Below are 21,617 nucleotides of genomic sequence, written 5' to 3'. Positions count from 1 at the left end.
TCGGAAGGCAACTGCCGCCGTTGGCCGCAGCCCGACGGCCCGAACCCAAGCCGCCATGTTCCTCTTCCGAAAAAAGCGCGCCGCCTTTGCCGCCGGACTCCGTCTGGAGATCATCCTTTACCATTTCGTTTCGGAGAGGCGCAACGGGTTCACCCTTTCCGGACACACGGTGACGGTGGAGGAATTTCGGCGGCAGCTGGAATACCTCGCCGCCCGCTACCGGATCGTACGCCTGAACGAAATCGCCGCGCTCGGCGGGACGGCCGCCGGGCCGGCCCAGCCCTGCGCCGCGGTGTGTTTCGACGACGGCTACCGCTGCGTTCTCGAAGAAGCCTATCCCGTCCTGCAGGCGATGCGCATCCCCGCGACCATGTTCGTCAACCCGCTCGTCTTGGGAAACCGGGATTTGCTCTGGCGCGACAAGATCCGCTACCTCATGCAAGCGGGATTGGAAGCGGAATTCACCGAGTTTCTCCGGACCCGGGGCGGCCCTTACCGCTTCGGGATGTTGAAGGAGCTCGGATTCTACAAATGGTCGAAGAATCCCAAAGCCATCCGGACGATGCGGATTCAGCAGGACACGGACGAATTCTTCGCCCGCAAGGGATTCGATCCGGCGTCGATCGCGGCGGAAAACGAATTGTTCATGGAAGAAGCGGACGTCGCCCCCAGGGAGTTCCTGGATTTCGGCAACCACACCTGGTCGCATCCGTTGCTGACCCTGCTTTCCGCCGCGGTCCAGAGGGAGGAGATCGTGCGCTGCCACGAGTATCTCGCCGCCCGCGGGATTGCGGCGGCCGGGCTGGCGCTTCCGTTCTCTCCTTTTAATCGCCGAACGATCGCCGTCTGCCGGGAACTGGGATACGCCTGGATCCTCACCGTGTTCGAAAAAAGCAACTTGCTTCCGCCGGCAATCAAGGATCGCCCGCTGGTGCTGCACCGTTGGATGGCTTCCAAGGACGCGGCTGGATTGGCGGCCCGTTTGGAGGCGGACGCCGATGGATAGGGCAACGCGCGACGGTATCGAGGCCCGCTTCGACCGCGAATCCCCGTCCTGGCGCGAGATCTACCGGCGCTCCGGACGGAATCCATTCGCCTATCCCGATAAGCAATACCGCAAACGGTATGTGTTGGAGATGCTGGGGAGCGGGAGCGGCCGCGTGCTGGACTTGGGCTGCGGGGCGGGGGAGTTCTTCGCCGATCTGCGCCGGGCGGGTTTTTCCGTGACCGGGGCGGATTTCTCCTCCGAGATGGTCCGCTTGGCCGCCGGGGCTGGAGGCGCGGGGGTCGCACGTGCGGATGCGGTGTGGACTCCCTTCCGGGCGCATTCCTTCCGGGCGCTGATCGCAGTCGGGCTGATCGAATACCTGCCGGAGGACGGCGCCGTGCTGGCCGAATTCCTCCGCATCCTGGAACCCGGGGGCACGGCGGTCGTCACGCTGCGCAACCGGCGCTGCCTGGAACGCAGGCTGTGGAATTTCTACGCGCGCCGGGGGTGGATGAAACGCGCGCCGGCCGGGTTCTTCCGCGCGCACGATCCGGCCGAGTTTGAAGCCGCGGCCGCGCGGATCGGGTTTACGGATTTTTCGCGCCGCTACTGCCACTTCTACCCGCTCCCGTGGCCCCTCTCAAAAATCCTCGCCCCGCTCAACAATCTGCTGGCCCACATCTGGGAAGGGTTATTTCCCCGCAGCCGGATCGCCTGGCTCGGCTCGACGATCATCGTCCGCTTCCGGGCCCCGGGAAAATCCGAGCCACCCCGGCCGGAGCCGACCTGACAGGTGCCGACCTGACAGGTGCGCACCTGTCAGGTCGGCACCTGTCAGGTGCGTATCGTTCCGCCGGAACCAACCCGCCGGATTTCACGGAAGGGTCCGTCCCGTTGACAGATCCTTCTTACTTCACTATTATGCGGACAGTCTATGGCCATAAAAATCCTCGCCATCGTGGGCATGTGCGGATCGGGCAAGAGCGTGGCCGGAGCGCGCCTGGAGCAGCTCGGGTTCGCCAAAGTGTATTTCGGCGGCCTGACGATCGATGAGGTGAAGCGCCGGGGCTTCGCGGTCAACGAGGCCAACGAGCGCGCGGTGCGCGAGGAGCTGCGCCGCACGCACGGGATGGGCGCCTTCGCCGCGCTTTCGCTCCCAAAAATCGAAGCCTTCCTGCGCGAAGGCCGGCGCGTGTTCATCGACGGCCTCTACAGCTTCTCCGAATACAAGATCCTCAAGCAGAAGTTCGGCGACGCGTTGCTGGTCATCGCGGTGTTCACGCCCCGCGCGCTGCGCTACCAACGGCTTGCGCAGCGGGCCGTCAGGCCGCTCACCCCCGCGGAGGCAGTCTCGCGCGATTATGCGGAAATCGATAACATCGAGAAGGGCGGGCCGATCGCGTTGGCAGATTACACGCTGCTCAACGACGCCGCCCCGGAAGACCTGATCCGCGGCTTGGAGCGGATCCTGCAATACGAAAACGTACTGGAATCCTGACCGCCCGAGGGAAACACAATGGCCGCCGAGAAAACCGACACCGAACGCAAACGACCCGGCTGGGACGAATATTTCCTGCGCTTCGCCGCCCAGGCCGCGGCGCGCAGCGATTGCCTCCGCGCGCAGGTTGGCGCGGTGATCGTCAACGCCCGGCGCAAGGTGAAGGGCACCGGCTACAACAACTCCCCCGTGGGGGTCGAATCCTGCCTGTCGCGCGGGTATTGCTACCGGATCGCGAACAACATTCCGTCGGGAACCCGCTACGAAACCTGCCGCAGCATCCATGCCGAACAGAACGCGATCATCCAGGCCGGGGAAGACAACTGCGTCGGCAGCACGCTGTATCTGTACGGCCACAACCAAGTGTGCATCCTCTGCAAGCGGTTCATCCTCAACGCCGGAATCGCCCGGGTGGTCCTGCGCAAAGATTGGGACACGGAAGTGGAGGAGATCGATCCGCAGCAGTGGCGCGCGGAATTGTAGCCGGGCTTTTTTCATTTTCCGAAAACCGTTTCACCGCCAAGACGCAAAGGGCGCCAATTTTTTCAATATTTTTTCCTTTGCGCTCTTTGCGGCTTTGCGGGAAAAGGGATTGTGATCTTTTCCCGGATGTGAACCATGCGTTACTCGCAACATTTCGGCACCACGCTGCACGAGGATCCTTCCGGCGCCGACACAGCAGGCTGCCGGCTGTTGTTGCGCGCGGGATACATGCGCCCGCTGGCGGCGGGCATCTTCAGCTTGCTTCCGCTCGGCCTCCGGGTGAAAAACCGGATCGAACGCATCCTGCGCGAGGAGATGGAAGCCATCGGCGGGCAGGAATTGCTCATGCCCGTGGTCCAACCGGCCGAAATCTGGAAGCGCAGCGGCCGCTGGGGGCAGATCGGCGCGGAGATGGGCCGGATGCGGGACCGCACGGGCCGCGATCTGGCTCTCGCCATGACCCACGAGGAGGCCGTCTCCGCGCTGGCGGCGACGGAGGTCCGCTCCTACCGCGACCTGCCGCGCCTGGTGTACCACATCCAGACCAAATGGCGCGACGATCCCCGTCCGCGGGCGGGGCTCATCCGTGTCCGCGAATTTACCATGCTGGATTCTTACAGCCTGGATTCCTCCGCGGAGGGGATGGAAATCCAATACCGGGCGCACCTCGAAGCCTACGAGCGGATTTTCCGCCGTTGTGGGCTTCCGGCCGTGGCGGTCGGATCCGACAGCGGGATGATGGGCGGCAAAACGGCGCACGAGTTCATGTACCTCTCCGAAATCGGCGAGGATACGATCCTGCTTTGCACTTCCTGCGAGTACCGCGCCAACCGCCAGGCCGCGCGCTTCCGTAAACCGGCCGCGGCGGAGGAAACGCCGTTGCCTGTGGAAAAGGTGGCCACCCCGGGAATAACGTCGATCGAAGACCTGACGGCCTTTCTGAAGATTCCGCCCGCGCGCACGGCCAAGGCGGTGTTCTTCGTCGCCTACCTTGCGGAGGCGGAGGAAATATCGGACCGGCTGGTGTTCGCGGTCATCCGCGGCGATCTGGAGGTGAACGAAACCAAATTGGCCAACGCGGTCCGGGCTGTCGACCTGCGCCCGGCGCGGGATGAGGAGATCCGCGCGACGGGGGCGGTCCCCGGATACGCCTCGCCGATCGGGGTCCGCGGGGCGTTTGTTGTCGCGGACGATTCGATCGCGGCTTCGGCCAACCTGATCGCCGGCGCCAACGAGGAGGGGTTCCACCTGCGCAACGTGAACTGCGGGCGCGAATATCTGCCGGACGCAACCGCCGATATCGCCGCCGCCCGCGACGGCGACGCCTGTCCGGCATGCGGCGCGCCGATGCGTGCCAGCCGCGGCGTGGAGGTGGGCAACATCTTCCAGCTCGGCACCCGCTACAGCGAGCCGATGGGCTGCGGCTTTCTCGACCGCGAAGGAAATCGGCGGCCGGTGTGGATGGGGTCTTACGGCATCGGGGTGGGGCGCCTGATGGCTTGCATCGCCGAAGAATACCGCGACGAAGCCGGATTGATATGGCCGCCGGCGGTGGCGCCCTTTGCCGTGGCGTTGGTGGGCTTGGGATGCACCGAGGAATCCGAGCGCGCCTACCGCATCCTGCGCGCGGCGTCGATCGACGTGTTCTACGACGACCGCAGTGAGCGGGCAGGGGTGAAATTCGCCGACGCCGATTTGATGGGTTTCCCCCTGCGCGTGACCGTCAGCGAGCGCTCCCTGCGCGAGGGCGGGGTGGAATTTAAACCGCGCGGCGCGCCGGAAAAACGGATCATCCCCTGGGATTCGCTTCCGGGCGAGGCGGCGCGCGCGCTGGAACGCATGGGCAAAAAACCGGCTGGTCCGCAGCCTTGAGATGAAGCCGCGGAAAATCCTATTCCTGTGCTATGGCAATCTTTGCCGCAGCCCCATGGCGGAAGGGTTCTTCAACGCGTTGTATCCAAGCCGGAAGCTGATTGCCGAAAGCGCGGGGGTGGGAGCCGTCGACGGCAATCCGGCCTCGCGCTTGGCCGTCTTGGAAATGAAGCGCCGTGGGATCGATATCGCCGCGCACCGGGCGAGAAACGTCGCTTCGGTCCGTTTATCGGATTTTGCGGCCGTGATCGCCATGGATTGGGACGTGGCCGGCCTGTTCCGCGCCGACGGATCCGACGTTCCCGATCTGGTCGTTTGGGATATCCGCGATCCGTACGGCGGATCGGCGGGCGATTACCGCGAAGCCGCGGAAACGATCCGCCGGCAGGTAGAGGATTTGATCCGCGGCCTCCCGTAAAGGCGGGGGATCGCGGCGGCGCAACGGTGCGCAGACGCCGGTCCACACCGGCTTTTTTATCCCTGCTAACGGTAGAGAAGCGTCGTCACATCTGGGAAAAGATTAATCCGGTTTCGCGGCGCTCGGCGATGTCGAGGATTTTCACCATCGCCTCTTTTTCGTTTTTCGTCTGCAGGGTGTCGTAGCGGCAGCGCTCCAGCTGTCCGCGCAGAGCCCGCACCTCGGCGGCGGTCAGGTACCCGAGGTAGATGTGGTCCGTTTCGCCGGCCAGGTTTCCATGGCGTTCGGTCAGATTCCCCAACAGCGCCAGGATGGCGGGCAGTTCGGGATTTTCCGCGTTCTCCATCGGGATGTGCTCGAAGAGAAAATCGACGAGGCTGCCGACGGGGCGGTAAGGGTCCTCTTCCACTCGGAAACTCTTGATGTCGTATCCGTCGATCGCCCCGTCGAAGTGTTTGCCTGGAGGAATCGACGCCCGGATGCGGCGGAAGACGTCCCCCTTTTTCAGGGAGAGGAACCGGGCGTCGTCGAAGAGAAATGGTTGGAAGCCGATCGACATGGCTGTTCCTTCGGAAAGAGTATACCGGAAACGGGAATGGCCGAGCGTCCGGCACCGGATTCGCAGGATTTCCGGCCGTGCCGATCACCGGTCGATGGAATTTGACGACCGGTGATCGGCTTTTCATCGAATTTGGGCTTCGCGGCGCACCGGCGGATAAATCGGGTTGGGGGAAGTCGCCGGAAACAGGGTTTTCCCCGGCCGGAGGCGCGGAATTTTCGGCTTGGTGCGGGTTTTTTTGCCATGAGAAGGAGACTTTCCTCCGCCGTTTGCGCCCCGAACGCGTATATCCATTTGGGGTATTATTATCACGTCGGAAGCGTCTTTTTGAAGGAGGAGCTATGCTGCAAATCCAGGATATCGCCTATTTTTTCCTAATCGCATCGATCTGGTTGACGGTTCTGGCCATTTCCTCGCCCGGCACCGGTTTGCTGGAATTTGCCGCCTGCGTCGGCGTGGTCGTCACCGCGGTTTTTGCCGTCTGGTTGAACATCAACTTGTGGGCGCTCGCGATCCTGGCGGCCGCCTTGATTACTTTCCTGATTGAAATCGCCCGCCCGCGGAAGGGAATTTTCCTGCTGATATCGGTGGTCCTGTTCTGCATCGGATCGATCTTCCTGTTCCGCGGCGGCCGGGGCGAATTCGTGGTCGTATCCTGGCCGCTGGCGGTCGTCTCCAGTCTGGGCACGGGCGCCTTCTTCTGGCTCGTGGTTCGCAAAGTCATCCAGGCCGGCCGGAAGCCCGACCAGATGGATCCATCGGCTGTCGTCGGGCAGACCGGGGAAGCCCAGACCGATATTCTGCTGGAGGGAACGGTGCAAGTGGCGAGCGAACTCTGGTCGGCCCGTTCCGCGGAGCGCATCCCGGCCGGATCGCGTGTCCGGATCGTCTCCCGCGAAGGCTTGATCCTGACGGTGGAAAAGGAATCTTAAAGTGCCTGAGAAACGCTTGGCCCCCTACGGCACCTGGGTCAGCCCGGTCACGCCCAATTCCGTGAGCCGGCAAATCCGCCTGGAGGACGTGCAATGGACTCCCGACGGCGGCGCCTTGCTTTGGTTGGAGGGGAGGTCCGGGAAGGGGGTGCTGGTTTACCGCAAGGGTGCGGAAATCCCCAAAGACCTGACCGAGGATCACAATGTCCGCGGCGGCGTGGGCTACGGCGGGGGGGCCTTCGCGCCCGGGAATTCGTTCGCGGTCTTTGCGGAAAAAGACGGCAGGCTTCACCGGGTGGAATACTCGGGCGGCGCCCCGCGGCCGATCACCCCCGGATTCGGAGCCGCCGCTGGACCAACTCTATCGCCCGACGGCAGGTGGGTGCTGTACGTCCATTCTTACGAGAACGAGGATTCCCTTGTCCTGGCGGATTCCGAAGGCCGCGATTGGCCCCGCCGGTTGGTCCGCGGCGCCGATTTCTACATGCAGCCGGCCTGGCACCCGCGCGGCGATCGGATCGCCTGGGTGGATTGGAACTTTCCCAACATGCCTTGGGACGGGACAGTACTGCGCAGCGCGCGGATCGACTTCGATCCGCCCCGCCTGGGGGAGGTGACGGTGGTCGCCGGGGCGGCTGACGTTCCGGTGTTCCAGCCCGCGTTTTCCCCCGACGGAGCGCATCTGGCCTACATCGAAGAGCGGGGGGAGTGGGATTCCCTCATCGTGATGGAATTGGAGAGCGGGAAAAAGCGCACCTTGGTTGCGGATGCGGTCCTCTCGGAACCGGCGTGGACCCAGGGTCTGCGGACCTTCGGCTGGTCGGGGGACGGCCGGAAAATCTTCTTCATCCGACGCGAGCAGGGCGTCGGATCGCTCCATGCGGTGGACGTGGAATCCGGAAGGTCAACCCCGCTGCCCTTGTCTCCCTACACGGATCAGGCGCAGATCGCCGTCTCGTCCTCCGCGAACGAGTTGGCGTACGTAGCCTCGTCGTGCGTGATTCCCAAGCGGATCGTCGTCCAGCACGACAAGCGGATCCTTGTCCAGGCGCAGGCCTGCCCTGAACGGCTCGGGGCAGAGGAGTATTCGGTTCCCGAGCCGTTCACCTGGCGGTCCGAGGAAGGCGCGGAGGTGCACGGCCTGTTCTTCCCCGCGCACAATCCGCGCTACTCGGCGAAGGATCCGCCGCCGGCGATCCTCTTGGTTCACGGCGGCCCCACCTCCCAGGTTCCGGCGGCCTACTCCGCCGATACGGCGTTCTTCACCAGCCGCGGATACGCCTGCCTGGCGGTGAATTACCGCGGCAGCACGGGCTTCGGCCGTTCCTACCGCAACGCGCTGCGCGGGCGTTGGGGCGAGGCGGATGTGATCGATACGGTCGCCGGCGCGCGGGCGCTCGTCGAGCGCGGCTTGGCGGATCCGCGGCGTTTGGTGGTCAAGGGCGGAAGCGCGGGAGGGTATACGGTCCTAAACTGCCTGATCCGCCATCCGGGCGTCTTCTGCGCGGGCATCTGCCTGTACGGCGTGGCCAATCTGTTCACCATTCAGAACGAGGCCGACAAGTTCGAAATGCGCTATTTGGATACGCTGGTCGGCGCGCTCCCGGAAGCCCGGGAGAAGTATCACGACTGGTCGCCGGTGTTCCATGCGGATCGAATCCGCGATCCGCTGGCCGTGTTTCAGGGAGAGGAGGATACCGCCGTCCCGCCGGGTCAATCCGAGGAGATCGTCCGGGCGCTTATGCGCAGCGGAGTTCCGCACCTGTACCGCCGCTTTCCCGGAGAAGGCCACGGCTGGAGAAAAGCCGAAACCATCGTCTCGTATTATACTGAGGTGCAGGAATTTCTCAGCCGGTACGTGCTGTTTGCTTGACCGTCATCCCACAATAGGAGGCTGCTATGGAAGTATCATCCGTTATTATCGCCGGTTTGTGCATCGGATCGGTGGCGGTGGTCGTGCTGCTCGTCCTGATCGGCAACGTCTTCCGCGTGGTCCGCGAATACGAGCGCCTGGTGGTCTTCCGCCTGGGCCGCTGCATCGGGGCCAAGGGGCCGGGGCTGATCCTCTTGATCCCGTTCGTCGATGAGCCGCGCAAGGTGGATTTGCGCGAGCAAGTCCGCGAGATCGGGCACCAAGTCTGCATCACCAAGGACAACGCCCCGATCAACATCGATTTTCTCTGGTACTTCAAGGTCCTCGACGCCACCTCGAGCGTGATCCAGGTCGGTTCGTTCGAGCAGGCCGCCCAGGGCATGGCCACCACCACCCTGCGTTCGGTCATCGGCGGCATTCCGCTCGACGACGTTCTTTCCCAGCGCGAGCACATCAACCAGGTGCTGCGCACCCGGCTCGATGAGGTTACCGAGCGCTGGGGCGTCAAGGTGACCAACGTCGAAATCCGCGAGATCATCGCCCCGCGCGAAGTCCAGGACGCGATGAACCGCCAAATGGCCGCCGAGCGCGTCCGCCGCGCCACGGTGACTGAGTCGGAAGGCAACCGCGACGCCGCGATCAACGTCGCCGAAGGTCAGAAGCGGTCGGCCATCCTCACCGCGGAGGGCGACCGCCAGGCGAACATCCTGCGGGCGGAGGGCTTTGCCCAGGCCTTGCAAACCATCTTCCAGGCCGCCCAGGGCATCGACCAAAAGACGATGACCCTGCAGTACTTCGACACGCTCAAGGCGCTGGGCGCCGGCGCGTCGACCAAGTACATCTTCCCGCTGGAATTCACGTCCATGATCGAAAACGTGATCGGAAAGAAGTGACCCGTCTGCCCGGCGGGCGTTCGCGCGCCGCCGGAAACGTCCGGGAACGGCGGAAGGCGTCTTCCGCCGTTCTCGGTTTCTCAGGCCGCTGAAAAAGCCCAACGACTTCGTTGCGGGCCCCGCTCCGGCCCCCGCGTCGCGAAGGCGGGAGGTTTTGTGGGGCGATGTGGCCATTTCCTTTTTTCCTGAGGGAGATGGCTTCCCCCCCGCTTGACCCGGCCGGGTCAGGCGGATCCCCACGGATTTGCGGGCCCGCTTGCGCAGGTTTTTTCCTAAGCCTTTTTCAGACTTTTTTGGAGAAAGGAGCCGAAGTGGAGGCGAATCCGGCTGCGGCCGGCAGGGCCGTCGAAGGATTGCGTATCTCGCCCGTGTCGCTGCGCGATCTGCGGCAGGTTTTGCGCCTGGAACGCGTCTGCTTCGGCAAGGACGCCTGGCCGCTGTTGGATGTGATGAGCGCGTTGGTTTGGCCGGGTGGCGTGCGGTTGAAGGCCGCGGTTGAGGGGCGGCTGATCGGAATGGCGATCGCCGAACCGGCCTGGGACGAGGGGGTATCGATGATCACCACCATCGGCGTGGATCCGGAGTTCCGCCGCCGGGGGGTGGGGTCCGCGTTGCTCGCGCGGTGTGAATCGCTTCTGCCGGGGGACACCGTCCGCCTGACGGTCCGGGCGGACAACCTGGCGGCGATCCGGATGTACCAGCGGTTCGGATACGCGAATCACTCCAAGGTGCTGAAGTATTACCGCGACGGGCAGGCGGGTTGGATCATGGAAAAAAAGCTGAGTCGGTTCCCCTCCGCCGCGGGCGGGTCAATACCGGATCGACCTAATCCCCCTGTCCTTTAAGAGAGTCTGCAGGACCGAGTCCTGATCGGCCGGGGAGCCGATGGTCCGCCAGGTGCACGTCAGGTTTTTCCCGGATTTTTGCTGTTTTTTCCCGACGATGAACAGGCGGTGTTCGCGGAACAAGGCATCCAACGCCGCGGCCTTCTCCGAACGCAGGGGGAATTCCAGTTCGTACTCCCGCTCCTCGCGGATGTTGCCGATGCGGTGCTCCAGGGAGGGAAAAATCCACAGCACCACGAGGCCGATGCCCGTCATCAACAGCGAAAGCCCGAATTCCCCGGCGCCGAATCCCATCCCCAACGCGGCGATGTACCAGATCGTGGCGGCGGTGGTCAGGCCGATCACCCGTGACCCTTCCTTCATGATCGCGCCGGCCCCGAGAAACCCGACCCCTGTCACCAGCGCGGCGGCGATCCGTCCCGGATCGCCGTTGCCGATCCGGATGGAAAAAATGGTGAACAGCGAGGCTCCGGCGCAGATGAAGATCAGCGTCCGGAATCCGGCCGCCTTGTCGTGGAATTCGCGCTCCAATCCGATCGCGCCGCCGGCCAAGATCGAAAGCAGGATTTTCATCAGGTCTTCGTTTGATAAATACAAGGCATCCTCCTCCGCGGAGAAAGGCATTGTACAGGAAAACGGATTGCGCCGGCGTGGAGCAGTATAATAGCGGGATTGCGGAGCGGGTTGCCCGCCCGCGGAAATCGGCGTTGCAGGTGACGGATGCCCATTCGCGCGGTTTTTTTCGACATCGGCGGCGTGTTGCTGCGGACCGAGGATCCGGAGCCGCGAAGACGCTGGGAACAACGCCTCGGACTGCCGTCCGGGGAATTGGCCCGGCTGGTGTTCGAGAATCCGGCCGCCCGGCGCGCCACCGTCGGAGAGGCCGCGGAGAAGGACGTCTGGTGCGAGGTTGGAAGGTCCTTGAACCTCGGCCCGCAGCTGCTGGCGGAACTGCGCGAAGATTTCTTCGCCGGGGACCGCTGGGACGAGAATCTACTGGCCTTCATCCGCAGGCTCCGCTCCCGCATCCGCACCGGCGTGATCAGCAACGGATGGCCGGGTGCGCCGGCGGCGATGGCCAAGTGGGTCAATCCGGCGACGTTCGATGCAATTCTCTTCTCGGCCGCGGAAAAATGCCGCAAGCCCGAAGAAAAGATCTTCCGCCTTGCGCTGGAACGCCTAGGCCTCTTCCCCGAAGAAGCGCTGTTCTTCGACGATTTTGCGGAAAACGTGGACGGCGCCCGCCGGATCGGGATCCAAGCCGTGCTGTTCACAGAGCCGCATCGCGCGATCGAGAAGGTCCGCACCATTTTCCTCCACGCCAAACCTTTGTGAGATGGGCGGTGAACGCTTCGCAGACGGAAGTCCGTTCTTCCCGTTTGCCTCCTTTCAGCGCAGCGCGCGACTCCTGATCCTGGCCGTTTTCCTGGACGGCGTCGCCGTCGCTTTCCTCCAGCTGTTTTTGAATTTCTACATCCTCGCCCGCGGATACGGGTTGGATTTCCTGGGACTGGCGAATTCCGCGCCCGCTGTCGCGACTCTGGCGCTGGGCATCCCGCTCGGGAGGTTCGCGGACCGGGTGGGATTCCAAAAAAGCATGCTCCTGGGGATTGCGTCGGCGTATGCCGGTTTTTGCGGGATGCTGTTCGCCGCTTCCCCGGCGGTCCTGCTTGCCGGAATGGCGTTGACGGGCGCGGGGAGTTGTCTGTTCTACCTAAGCGTCAATCCGTTCCTGATGAAGCATTCCGGCGCCGGAGAACGCCCGCTGCTGTTTTCCACCAACGTCGGCTTGCAGATTCTGGCGGGGGCGGCGGGAAGCCTGATCGCCGGCCAATTGCCGGCCGGTTTTAATGCCCTATTCAACCTGGAGCCGGGAAGCGCGGAATCCTATCGGACGGTCCTCCTGGTCGGAGCGATTTGCGGATTTCTGGCGCTGGCGCCGCTATTGATGATGAAGCACGTCCCGTCCGCGTCCGGCTCTGCGCCTTCCTTTGCGGAAGGGGGAGCCCCTGTTTGGAGTGCGGGGGAAAAGAATCTGTTGCTGAAAATGATCACCCCCAACCTGCTGATCGGCCTCGGCGCGGCGATGTTAATCCCGTATTTGAACTTGTTCTTGCGGCAGCGTTTCTCCGTTTCCGATTCCCTCCTCGGGATGATCTTCTCGGTTTCCGCCGTTTGCACCGGGTCGGCGACCTTCCTCTCGCCGTGGGTGGCCGGACGGCTGGGGTCGAGGATCCGGGCGATCATCGCCACACAGGCCGGGTCGCTGGTCTTCCTCCTGGTCCTGGGTTTCAGCCCATGGTTTCCGGTTGCGGCGGCGGCGTTCTTCTTCCGGGCCGGGATGATGAACATGTCGATTCCCTTGTATTCCTCGTTTTGCATGGAACAAACCGCGGAGGGAAAGCGCGGTTTGGCCAGCAGCCTGATTCAAATGGCTTTGCAGGGGGGATGGGCGGTCGGTCCGTTCCTTTCCGGATTTATCCAGGGGCGGTGGGGGTTCCCGCCGCTGTTCGTCGCCACTGCCGTTCTCTATGCGGCGGCGATCCTGTTCGTGAGGGCTTTCTTCCTTAAGTTGGAAAATCCCGTTCCGGCCGCGGCCGTCGGATGATAATGAAAAAAGCTTCGAATTTGGTCGAGTGATATGACCCTTGGCCGACCCGCTCCCCGACGAATAAACCACAAAGACGGGCTCGTGCCCGCCTGGTAACCGGGCTGGGGGGCCTGCGTTCAGGGTGAGATTTTCGGTGATTGCGGTGTAAAACAGAAAGCCCGGAGAAGCTGATCCTGAGAATCCCCTGCCGGGGAACAGCTGACAGGCGTCCCTTCAAACCACTCCACCGGTTTTACCGATTCCTCGGTATCCATTGCCCGAACCGTACCATCGCACGGATGTGGGCGCGCAAACCGGGTTTTCGTTTGAAGCCGCCCGCACCTGATTCTCAGGAGCGTCCGAGCTTTCATGAAGTATCTACAGTGTATGCCGATTGAAGCTTAAGTCAAGAGGTTCGGGGTGAAAAAAAACAAAATTGTGGACTGTCCTTTCGTAAAAACCGCTCTCAAAACAAAACAACCGATTGGATTTTTAAATATCACCTAACTGGCGATTGTCATGCCGGCGCCCGCCCCGGGCGTGTTGTTCGCCGGGGGTGAAAAATCAGCCGGCATCCAGCAAATCGTAGATAAATACCAGACCCCGGCTTCGAACCCCGCTTGCCCCGCTTCGCGAGGGCAAGCGCGAGAGCGAGCGCGGGGGCGGGCGCGGGGAAGCCACGCCGGAGGGACGGAGAAAGCCAATAACACCGGTGGTGTTATGCTGAGATAATTCCGTCGAAAAAAGCTGCCTGAATCGCTGCAAAAAACAACCAAAAAAACCGGGTAAATGATGTTCGCTGGGAGATTTCGTATAGCAATTATTTTGAAGCGAGTCAGATTAATCCCTGCCGAAAACGTTCAGGCTGAGATCGTTGAAAAAGTCGTTCCGGGGTGCTTTGCCTTGAGGGGTGAGAATTTTCCTTTTGAAAGATACCACTTTTTCCAGTGGTTTTTGACCGGCACAGCCGGGCATAGTCTATCAGTGCGGGCTTTAGCCCCGCCGGGGAAGGTTTGACGCGATCTCAAGCGAGGTATTTCCATGCAAAAAACTCAAAAAAGCGATAGCGGAGGTCTTGGGTTGGTTCATCATCACGGCGTCCGCCCTCGCACAGCGGGGGTGTTTGAGGCCGGCATGACGGTCGCCGGCTGAGCAGTGGCTCCGTTTCCTATATAATTCAGCCGGAGAGTTCGCCGCATCTTCCAGGAAAAACCTATGCATGAGATCCGCATGATTTACAATCCGGAGGCGAACCGCGGAAGGTCCTATCAGATCGCGGGTGACCTGCGCCATCTGTCCGACGAATGGGGCGGCGCCGACTGGATCGGGACCGATTATCCCGGCCATGCCTGCGATCTCGCCGCCGAAGCCGCCCGCCGGGGATATTCGACGGTGGCGGCCCTGGGCGGCGACGGAACCGTTCATGAAGTGATCAACGGGCTGATGCAAGTCGAACCGGAACGGCGGCCGAATTTGGGAGTTGTCCCGCTGGGATCGGGCAATGATTTTGCCGCCGGCGTCGGCGTACCACCGGAGCCGGCCGCCGCCGTGCACCGCATCTGCAAGGGCGGAGAGTTCAAACCGGTCGACCTCGGCCAAGTCCGGGATGCGGCCGGCCGGATCGAATACTGGTGCAATGTCCTCGGGATCGGCTTCGACGCGGCAATTAACCTCCAATCCCGCACCATTCCCTGGCTGCGCGGATTCTGGATGTATCTCGCGGCCATCCTTAAAACGATCGTGCTACGATTCGAACGGCCGCGGATGGAAATCGAGATGGACGGGGAAAGAACGGCCGGGAAGTACCTGATGCTGACCATTGGCAACGGGGCGCGCGAGGGCGGGGGATTTCGCTTCGCGCCGGGCGCCGAAATGAACGACGGCTGGTTGGATTACTTGCGGATCGACTCCATCTCCCGCCTGGGGATGCTGCGCTTGCTGCCGGAAGTCATGCGCGGCACCCACGGCCGTTTCCCGTGCGTGCGGCTGGGACGCTTCCGGTCTCTGCGTCTGCGGGCCGATCGCGCGCTTCCGATCCAGGCCGACGGCGAAATGTTCGCCCCCTACGAAGCCGACGTCCGAAGCGTGGAAGTGAACGTCGTGCCGCAAGCCCTGCGGGTGGCCGTCTGACGATGCTGACTCTGCTGCACGCCCTGCAGGATGAAAGCGCGGATCACTGGCGGGTGGTGGCGCAGGCCTGGGGCGTGGAATACCCCGCATCGTCCCGGGATCCGGTTTCGGAATTGATCGTCGCCGTTCTCAATCCGGAGCGGATTGCGGAGGTCTACCGCGCGCTGCCTCCGCCCTTGCGCCAGGCCGTGGCCGCGCTGCGCGCCAAGGGCGGGAAGATCCCGGTGGCCGAGTTCTTTCACCGTTTCGGCGAAATCCGCTCGATGGGTCCGGCCCGCCGCCAGCGCGAACAACCCTGGCGCAATCCGGCGTCGGTCTCGGAAGCTTTGTGGTACTCCGGTTGGATCGGGCGGGCTTTCATCCGCGCGGGAAGCGGCGCGCAGGAATACGTTTTTCTTCCCGGGGACCTCGAAGCGCTGATCCCCGCCGGCGCGGAATCGCCCGCCTCCGAATGGAGCCTGCTTTCCTACCAGCCCGGCCGGCAGGAACAACCGATGCAAGCCAAGTTCCGGAGCGCGCAAGACGCCTGTACCATCCTGGCCTATGCGCGCAATTGGCCCCCGCCGGCGCACCGCGGTATCCGGACTCCGGGAGCTGCCCGAGCCTTGGATTTGCACCTGAAAGAACCGGACGCCCTGCCGTTCCTTTCCTGCCTGCTCCTGGAAAAAGGACTGCTCCGCGGGGATCCGCTGCAGCCGGAGCCGGACACCGCGCGCGCGTTCCTCGAGCGGACGGTGGAGGAGTCGGCCGCGTTCCTGCTCAAAGCCTGGCGCGATTCCGGCGCGTGGAACGACCTGGCCCACGTCGGGGTTTCCTCGGCCGAGGCGGCGTGGCCGAACGATCCGGTCCGCGCGCGGAGGAATTTTCTGAAAGCGGTCCGCGCCGTTCCGCGGGGGGAATGGTGCACCATAGAATCCGCCGCGGCGGCGATCCACCGCACCGACCTTGAATTCCAGCGGCCGGCTTCGGAATTCGACGTCTGGCGGTTGCGCGACGACTCGGGGGAATTCCTGCGCGGGTTGGATTCCTGGGACCGCGTGGAAGGCGCCCTGGTTCGATTTTATTTCTCAGGCCCGCTGGCCTGGTTGGGCGCCGTGGAGACGACGCCGCGCGGGAATCCCAAAGCCTTCCGCTTCACCCCGCAGGCCGCCGCGCTGTGGGATGAGGAATCCGAGTCCGCGGCAGGTGTTCCGGCGCGGGCGCGGATCCGCCCCGACGGCTCGCTGGTCGTCCTGCCGGAAACGGCCCCGCTTCTGCGCTACCAGTTGGCGCGCTGTGCGGATTGGCTGGAGCCGAAAGGCGGGGCGTACGTCTACCGGATCACCCCGCGCGCGCTGGCCCGAGCCCGCGAACAGGGAGTCCGCGCGGCGCACATCTTGCCGCTGCTGGAGAGCCTCGCCGGCAAGGTTCCCGCCGCTCTGGCCGGAGCACTCCGGCGATGGGAGGAGCGCGGCACGGAAGCCGCGGTCCGCCCCGGAAAAATCCTACTGCCCCGCAACGAGGAAGCGGCCCGGCGGATCGCTGCGCTGGCGGAACGCGACCGCGGCACGCTCGTCCGATTGGAGGGGCCGGTGTACGTCGTCGCGAGGCTGGGAGCCAACCGCCTGCGCACGCGGTTGATCGAGGAGGGATTCCTGCTCGAGGAGGAAGACGAGGGATGAGCCGCAATCCGCAGATCGAAGCCAGGGTCACGGCCGCCTTCCGGGAGCAATTCGGCTCGGCGCCGGCGGGAATCGCGCGCGCTCCGGGGCGGGTTAATCTGATCGGGGAGCACACCGATTACAACGAAGGCTGGGTGTTGCCGGCCGCCATCGAGCGCGCGGTTTATCTGGCTGCGGCTCCCCGCGCCGATCCGGTGCTCGAGATCTCCGCCCCCGACGTCGACGAGCGCGTTTCGCTGCCCCTGCCGGATCCCGCGAAGAGCGCCGAGGAGCAGGCCGGCGCCTATCCGCCGTGGGCCCGGTATGCGGCGGGAGTGGCTTGGGCGCTGGCCCGCCGCGGGTTCCGGGTTCCCGGCCTGCGCGGGGTGTTTTCCTCCTCCGTCCCGATCGGATCCGGATTGAGCTCGTCGGCGGCGCTCGAGGTCGCGTTCGCGCTCGCGTTTCAGGCGGCCGGCGGGTGGAGCGCGCCGCGGATGGATCTGGCCCGCGCTTGCCAGGAGGCGGAACACAGCTTCACCGGAGTCCGCTGCGGTCTGATGGACCAATTCGCCTCCCTCCATGGCAGGGAGGGCTGCGCCCTGTTGCTGGACTGCCGTTCGATGGAATACGAGCCGATCCCGATCCCGCCGTCCGCCGTGCTGGTGATCGCCGACACCCGGGTGCGCCACAAGCTGGGGGACGGCGCCTACAACGAGCGGCGCGCGCAGTGCGAGCAGGCGGTGAACATCCTCGCCCGGTCGCATCCGCAGGTCCGGGCGCTACGCGACGTCACCCCGGGGATGCTGCGCTCGGCGGGCGACAGCCTTCCGGAAGTGGTCCGCAGGCGCGCGGAGCACGTGGTGATGGAATGCGAGCGGACTCTGCTGACGGCCGACGCCCTGCGGCGCGGCGACTTGGCCGCCGCTGGGGAGTTGATGGACGCCGGCCATGCCAGCCTGCGGGATCTGTACCAGGTGAGCGTTCCGGAGTTGGACGCGATGGCCGGGGCGGCGAGGTCTATCCCTGGCTGTTTCGGCGCCCGTCTGACCGGCGCCGGATTCGGCGGCTGCACCATCCAACTGGTGGAACGGGAACAGGCGGATACGTTCGTTGATCTCCTCGCGACCAAGTATTTCGACGCCACCGGAATTCCTCCCGAAGTGGTGGCGACCCGGCCGGCCGAAGGAGCGGACTGGGTTGAAAGCTCTTGAGGCGGCTGCTCGGGTGGTTGTTGTAACAAAAGCCGGTGAAGGCCTGTCTAAAAGTACAACTGGGTAAAACCAAGATTTTTCCACACGCTTGGGGTTGATAAACGCGTTCAGTCATGGCTTCCTCCCAATTGAGGATTGCCGCCGTCTGATCGTCAGCCAAGCGTGGTCCGGGCCGGGCTCCGCATGTCCTTCTTTGGGTTCCCGAGGAAATCGTTCGGGGGCAGCGCCCCGGGAGGCAGTTAACGCAAATGGGGCGGTCTGAACCTGGAGCGAGAGCAGGCCGCGCGTCTTTCCATAATTCCGACCGAGGTGGAAAATTCCAATCCGGGTGCCATTACCGGATTTAGGCCGTTTTTCGGCACGAAACCGGCCTGGTTGGGGATGGGAAAACGCAACATTTTCCCCAGCGTATATGGTACTGTAGAAGCAAATCATCCGGCTTTCATGCGCGGATCTCAGCCTTTCATCATAACGAGGAGGTTCTTCCATGAGTTCACCCACCCGTTCCAGCATCCGCACCGGCTTGGCGCTCATCCTCTTGGGCGTTGTGTTCCTTGTCTTTCAAATCGTGCCCGGATTAAGCGGCATCTTCCGCGGCGAAAACGCGCCGGCGCTGGTGCTCTTCGCCGTGGCGCTGATCCTGGCGCTGATCGGGATCGCCACCGGCGCGTCCGGGATGATCATCCCGGTGTGCATCATCGCCGGCATCGGCGGCATCTTCTACTGGCAGACCGCGCTCGGCGCCGGTTTTTTCACCTGGAACTATGCCTGGACGCTGATCCCCGGCTTTGTCGGCGTCGGAATTTTCCTCAACGAGCTGCTTCAAGGCCGGCCGCTCAAGGGATTGAACGACGCCCTGGGCCCGATCATCTTCAGCCTAGCCGCCTTCCTGATTTTCGGCTCGCTCTTCGGCGGAATTGAGACAGTCGGCATAACCGTTCCGGTTCTGCTGATCGCGCTCGGCTTGGTGGTCATGCTGAAGCCGCTGTTCAGCCGGATCGGCTCCTCGGGCGGGTCGTCCGGGCCGCAGGCGGGAGGGCCGTCATGAAATACGGGGCGGTTTTCTGGGGGACTCTCGCCATCCTGGCCGGCGCGGCGCTGACGGCGGGCAATCTGCTGGGGGTCAATGTTTGGCCTTTCCTATGGCCGGTAGCGCTGATCTTCATCGGAGTCTGGTTCCTGATCTGGGCGCGGATCCGACCGGCGGCCTCGGCTGTCGAAGCGGTGACCATCCCCCTGCAGGGCGCCTCCCGGGCGGACGTCCGCATCCGCCACGGAGCCGGGCGGCTGTTGGTGCGCGAAGGCGCCGGATCCAACGCGCTGGCCGAGGGTTCCTTCACCGGCGGCCTGCGGCACACGGAATACCGTCAGGGCGACCTGCTCGACGCGGAGTTGCGCGTCCCGGACGACGTGTGGATGAATTTCGGCGGCCCTTGGATCTTCGGACCGTGGACTCCGATCGTCTGGGATATGCGTTTGAACGAAAGCATTCCCATGACCCTCGACCTGGAGACCGGGGCGGGGGAATCCCGCCTGGATTTCAGCACCTTGAAGGCCGAAGACATACGTCTTAAGACCGGAGCGTCCTCCACCGAAATGACGCTTCCGGCACGGGCCGGGAAAATCCGCGTACAGGTGTCGTCCGGCGCGGCCTCCGTTGTCCTGCGCATTCCGGACGGGGTGGCGGCGCGAATCGCGGTGGAGAGCGGCTTGGCCGGCATCAGCGTGGATCAGAACCGATTCCCGCGCAGCGGCAAGGGCTATCAATCCGCCGATTTCGACCGGGCGGAGAACGCGGCCGACATCCGGATCGAAACCGGCGTCGGCGCGGTTGAGATTCGATAGTGAAGAAGGAGAGAAAAACATGAGTGGAAGACTGGTACGAAGCCGGACCGACCGATTTCTGGGAGGCGTGTGCGGCGGATTGGGCAAATACCTGGGGATCGATCCGACCATCGTTCGGCTGATTTTCCTGTTGCTGCTCTTAACGCAGGGCTTCGGCTTTCTGCTTTACCTCATTCTGTGGATCTTGGTGCCGGTGGAGGGGGGGGCCGAGGCCGTGTCGGGAAGCGTCGGCGACCGGCTGGCCGAAGGCATGAAGGGGGTGGGTGAGGATATCCGTCACGTTGCGCAAACCCCCCATCCGCAGGCGGGATTCTGGATCGGCGTGGGGTTGATCGTCCTCGGCGTGGTGCTGGTCGCCGAGCGGGTGGCGGATATGCTCGGACTCGAATGGCTGACCGCCTGGATGAATTGGTCGGCCCTGTGGCCGATCCTGCTGATCGTGGTCGGTGCGGCGCTGATCATCCGCGGCGCGCGGAAGGAGAATTAACGCCATGAGCGGACAATCGCGGAGTCACGGACCGAGCATCGTCGGCCCGTTCATCCTCATCGGTTTGGGGATGGTGCTGCTGTTGCAGCAAATGAAACTTGTCCAATGGAGCCTGTGGGAGATCGTCTTCCGGTTTTGGCCGCTGATCATCATCGCCGTCGGCGCCGATATCCTGATCGCGCGCCGGTCCTTCCTGGGGGCGCTGGCCTCGCTGGCCGTGATCCTCGGCTTGCTGGCCGGCGGGTTGTTCCTGATGGGAAACGCTCCGGCGCGGGAAACGAGACTCGAAACGGATGAGCTCTCCTATGCGCTGGGAGACGCCGCCTCGGGACAAATCGACCTTTCCATGGACGCCGGGAAAATGGAGATCGGCAGTCTTCCGGAAGATTCCGGGAACGTCGTCGCCGGGAGAATCCGCCAAGCGCCGACCGAGGAGGTGACCTCCAGCCACAATTTTTCCGGCAGCAAGGTCTATGTGGCCGTGAAAAGCAACTGGCCGCGGAGCACCATCTTCTATACGGGCGACGGCTATACCTGGGATCTGGATTTCTCGCGCCGGATTCCGCTGGTGTTCGACCTTTCGCTGGGGGCGGGGGAAATCGTCGCCGACCTTAGCCAACTGCAGGTGACGTCGGTGGAAGCGCGCATCGGCGCCGGATCCCTGGTTCTCAAGCTTCCGGCGGGATCGGATATCGACGTCAACGTCAGCATCGGCGCCGGATCGGCTGAGGTTTACCTGCCGGATGGCGCCGGGGTGAAGGTCCAGTGCACAACGGGAGTCGGCAATTGCCAGCTTCCCAACGGTTCGGGCTTCTGGGGACAATCGTACACTTCTCCCAACTACTCCGAAGAAGAATATCAAATCCGCATCGAAATAAGCGTCGGAGTGGGTGAAGCGGAGATCCTCTCTTAGCGCAAGCGGGTTTATCGTTATCCTTATACAGCGACACGCCGGAAAACGGCGCGTCGCTTTTTCGTATAGATCGCGGAACAAGACCGGCCCAGCACAGTTGCGGTTTCTCCAGGGCGGGGCAGGGGCGTCCCCGGCCCAACCCCTCGCCATGCCTACCAGAAGCGCGAGCCGTGCGGGAGAGGCCGACTTTTCCAAACGGTTTCGATTCAATTCCGACAATCTTATCCGGGAACGAAGCGTGTCGTCGGCGCCTTCTGGTTGTTTGGCCGTCATCCCGGCGCGATCCAAGCCGGGAGTGAGGAGTGATCGTCATCCCGGCGCGATCCAAGCCGGGAGCGGGGAGTGTTCGTCATCCCGGCGCGATCCAAGCCGGGATCCAGGAGTGTTCGTCATCCCGGCGCGATCCAAGCCGGGAGCGGGGAGTGATCGTCATCCCGGCG

Annotated in this window: 21 protein-coding genes; 19 read left to right on the top strand and 2 right to left on the bottom strand. The window is 63.6% G+C overall.

Annotation, left to right across the window (positions count from 1 at the left end; all coding sequences use genetic code 11):
- The first annotated feature begins 55 nt into the window (after nt 1–55).
- From JW929_13090 to JW929_13065, 6 genes are all read left to right on the top strand, one after another.
- On the top strand, nt 56–1,006 hold the full coding sequence (locus JW929_13090) for a polysaccharide deacetylase family protein (protein MBN1440336.1): 951 nt from the start codon (nt 56–58) through the stop codon (nt 1,004–1,006).
- Nucleotides 999–1,778, top strand: coding sequence for a methyltransferase domain-containing protein (locus JW929_13085; GenBank protein ID MBN1440335.1), 780 nt, complete (start codon nt 999–1,001; stop codon nt 1,776–1,778). Before JW929_13090 ends, JW929_13085 begins: the two co-directional genes overlap by 8 nt.
- A gap of 144 nt (nt 1,779–1,922) precedes the next feature.
- Nucleotides 1,923–2,486 carry a hypothetical protein gene (locus JW929_13080; GenBank protein MBN1440334.1) on the top strand — a complete coding sequence of 188 codons (564 nt, stop codon included), beginning with the start codon at nt 1,923–1,925 and terminating at the stop codon, nt 2,484–2,486.
- An 18-nt stretch (nt 2,487–2,504) separates the two neighbouring features.
- Entirely contained in the window at nt 2,505–2,969 is a 465-nt protein-coding gene (locus JW929_13075; protein MBN1440333.1) for a hypothetical protein, read from the top strand.
- A gap of 135 nt (nt 2,970–3,104) precedes the next feature.
- Nucleotides 3,105–4,841, top strand: coding sequence for a proline--tRNA ligase (locus tag JW929_13070; protein ID MBN1440332.1), 1,737 nt, complete (start codon nt 3,105–3,107; stop codon nt 4,839–4,841).
- Between the two features lies 1 nt (nt 4,842).
- Entirely contained in the window at nt 4,843–5,259 is a 417-nt protein-coding gene (locus JW929_13065; GenBank protein MBN1440331.1) for a low molecular weight phosphatase family protein, read from the top strand.
- An 85-nt stretch (nt 5,260–5,344) separates the two neighbouring features.
- Here the strand turns inward: JW929_13065 and JW929_13060 are convergent, their stop codons facing one another.
- Nucleotides 5,345–5,818, bottom strand: a complete 474-nt coding sequence (locus JW929_13060) for a hypothetical protein (protein ID MBN1440330.1) — start codon at nt 5,816–5,818, stop codon at nt 5,345–5,347.
- A gap of 341 nt (nt 5,819–6,159) precedes the next feature.
- Here JW929_13060 and JW929_13055 point away from each other — a divergent pair, with 341 nt between their 5' ends.
- From JW929_13055 to JW929_13040, 4 genes are all read left to right on the top strand, one after another.
- A complete protein-coding gene (locus JW929_13055) occupies nt 6,160–6,750 on the top strand; it encodes a hypothetical protein (protein MBN1440329.1) in 591 nt (196 codons plus the stop codon).
- Between the two features lies 1 nt (nt 6,751).
- Nucleotides 6,752–8,623, top strand: a complete 1,872-nt coding sequence (locus JW929_13050; GenBank protein MBN1440328.1) for a S9 family peptidase — start codon at nt 6,752–6,754, stop codon at nt 8,621–8,623.
- Between the two features lie 26 nt (nt 8,624–8,649).
- Nucleotides 8,650–9,516: an SPFH/Band 7/PHB domain protein gene (locus JW929_13045; GenBank protein MBN1440327.1), complete on the top strand. Its 867-nt coding sequence runs from the start codon at nt 8,650–8,652 to the stop codon at nt 9,514–9,516.
- 311 nt (nt 9,517–9,827) lie between these two features.
- Complete coding sequence (locus JW929_13040) at nt 9,828–10,361, top strand: GNAT family N-acetyltransferase (protein MBN1440326.1); 534 nt, start codon at nt 9,828–9,830, stop codon at nt 10,359–10,361.
- On the opposite strand, the gene JW929_13035 is transcribed toward JW929_13040, so the two are convergent.
- Nucleotides 10,326–10,958 carry an MgtC/SapB family protein gene (locus tag JW929_13035; protein MBN1440325.1) on the bottom strand — a complete coding sequence of 211 codons (633 nt, stop codon included), beginning with the start codon at nt 10,956–10,958 and terminating at the stop codon, nt 10,326–10,328. The two genes, JW929_13040 and JW929_13035, sit on opposite strands and share 36 nt — an antisense overlap.
- Nucleotides 10,959–11,081: 123 nt before the next feature.
- On the opposite strand from JW929_13035, the gene JW929_13030 reads away from it, so the two are divergent.
- From JW929_13030 to JW929_12990, 9 genes are all read left to right on the top strand, one after another.
- Nucleotides 11,082–11,696 (top strand): HAD family phosphatase, encoded by a 615-nt coding sequence (locus JW929_13030; protein MBN1440324.1) that lies wholly within the window; start codon nt 11,082–11,084, stop codon nt 11,694–11,696.
- Between the two features lies 1 nt (nt 11,697).
- On the top strand, nt 11,698–12,969 hold the full coding sequence (locus tag JW929_13025) for an MFS transporter (GenBank protein ID MBN1440323.1): 1,272 nt from the start codon (nt 11,698–11,700) through the stop codon (nt 12,967–12,969).
- Nucleotides 12,970–14,166: 1,197 nt separating this feature from the next.
- A complete protein-coding gene (locus tag JW929_13020) occupies nt 14,167–15,081 on the top strand; it encodes a diacylglycerol kinase family lipid kinase (GenBank protein ID MBN1440322.1) in 915 nt (304 codons plus the stop codon).
- A gap of 2 nt (nt 15,082–15,083) precedes the next feature.
- Nucleotides 15,084–16,742, top strand: a complete 1,659-nt coding sequence (locus JW929_13015) for a helicase-associated domain-containing protein (protein MBN1440321.1) — start codon at nt 15,084–15,086, stop codon at nt 16,740–16,742.
- A complete protein-coding gene (gene galK, locus JW929_13010) occupies nt 16,739–17,932 on the top strand; it encodes a galactokinase (protein MBN1440320.1) in 1,194 nt (397 codons plus the stop codon). The genes JW929_13015 and galK overlap by 4 nt, the downstream gene beginning before the upstream one ends.
- Before the next feature lie 487 nt (nt 17,933–18,419).
- On the top strand, nt 18,420–18,980 hold the full coding sequence (locus tag JW929_13005) for a hypothetical protein (GenBank protein ID MBN1440319.1): 561 nt from the start codon (nt 18,420–18,422) through the stop codon (nt 18,978–18,980).
- On the top strand, nt 18,977–19,777 hold the full coding sequence (locus JW929_13000; protein ID MBN1440318.1) for a hypothetical protein: 801 nt from the start codon (nt 18,977–18,979) through the stop codon (nt 19,775–19,777). The genes JW929_13005 and JW929_13000 overlap by 4 nt, the downstream gene beginning before the upstream one ends.
- Before the next feature lie 19 nt (nt 19,778–19,796).
- Nucleotides 19,797–20,264 carry a PspC domain-containing protein gene (locus JW929_12995; GenBank protein MBN1440317.1) on the top strand — a complete coding sequence of 156 codons (468 nt, stop codon included), beginning with the start codon at nt 19,797–19,799 and terminating at the stop codon, nt 20,262–20,264.
- 4 nt (nt 20,265–20,268) lie between these two features.
- Nucleotides 20,269–21,177, top strand: a complete 909-nt coding sequence (locus JW929_12990; GenBank protein MBN1440316.1) for a hypothetical protein — start codon at nt 20,269–20,271, stop codon at nt 21,175–21,177.
- The last annotated feature ends 440 nt before the right edge of the window (nt 21,178–21,617 follow it).

Source organism: Anaerolineales bacterium, from assembly GCA_016928575.1.
Lineage (GTDB): Bacteria > Chloroflexota > Anaerolineae > Anaerolineales > RBG-16-64-43 > JAFGKK01.
The sequence above is the reverse complement of the archived record's forward strand: the minus strand, read 5'-3'. Positions and strand labels throughout refer to the sequence as shown.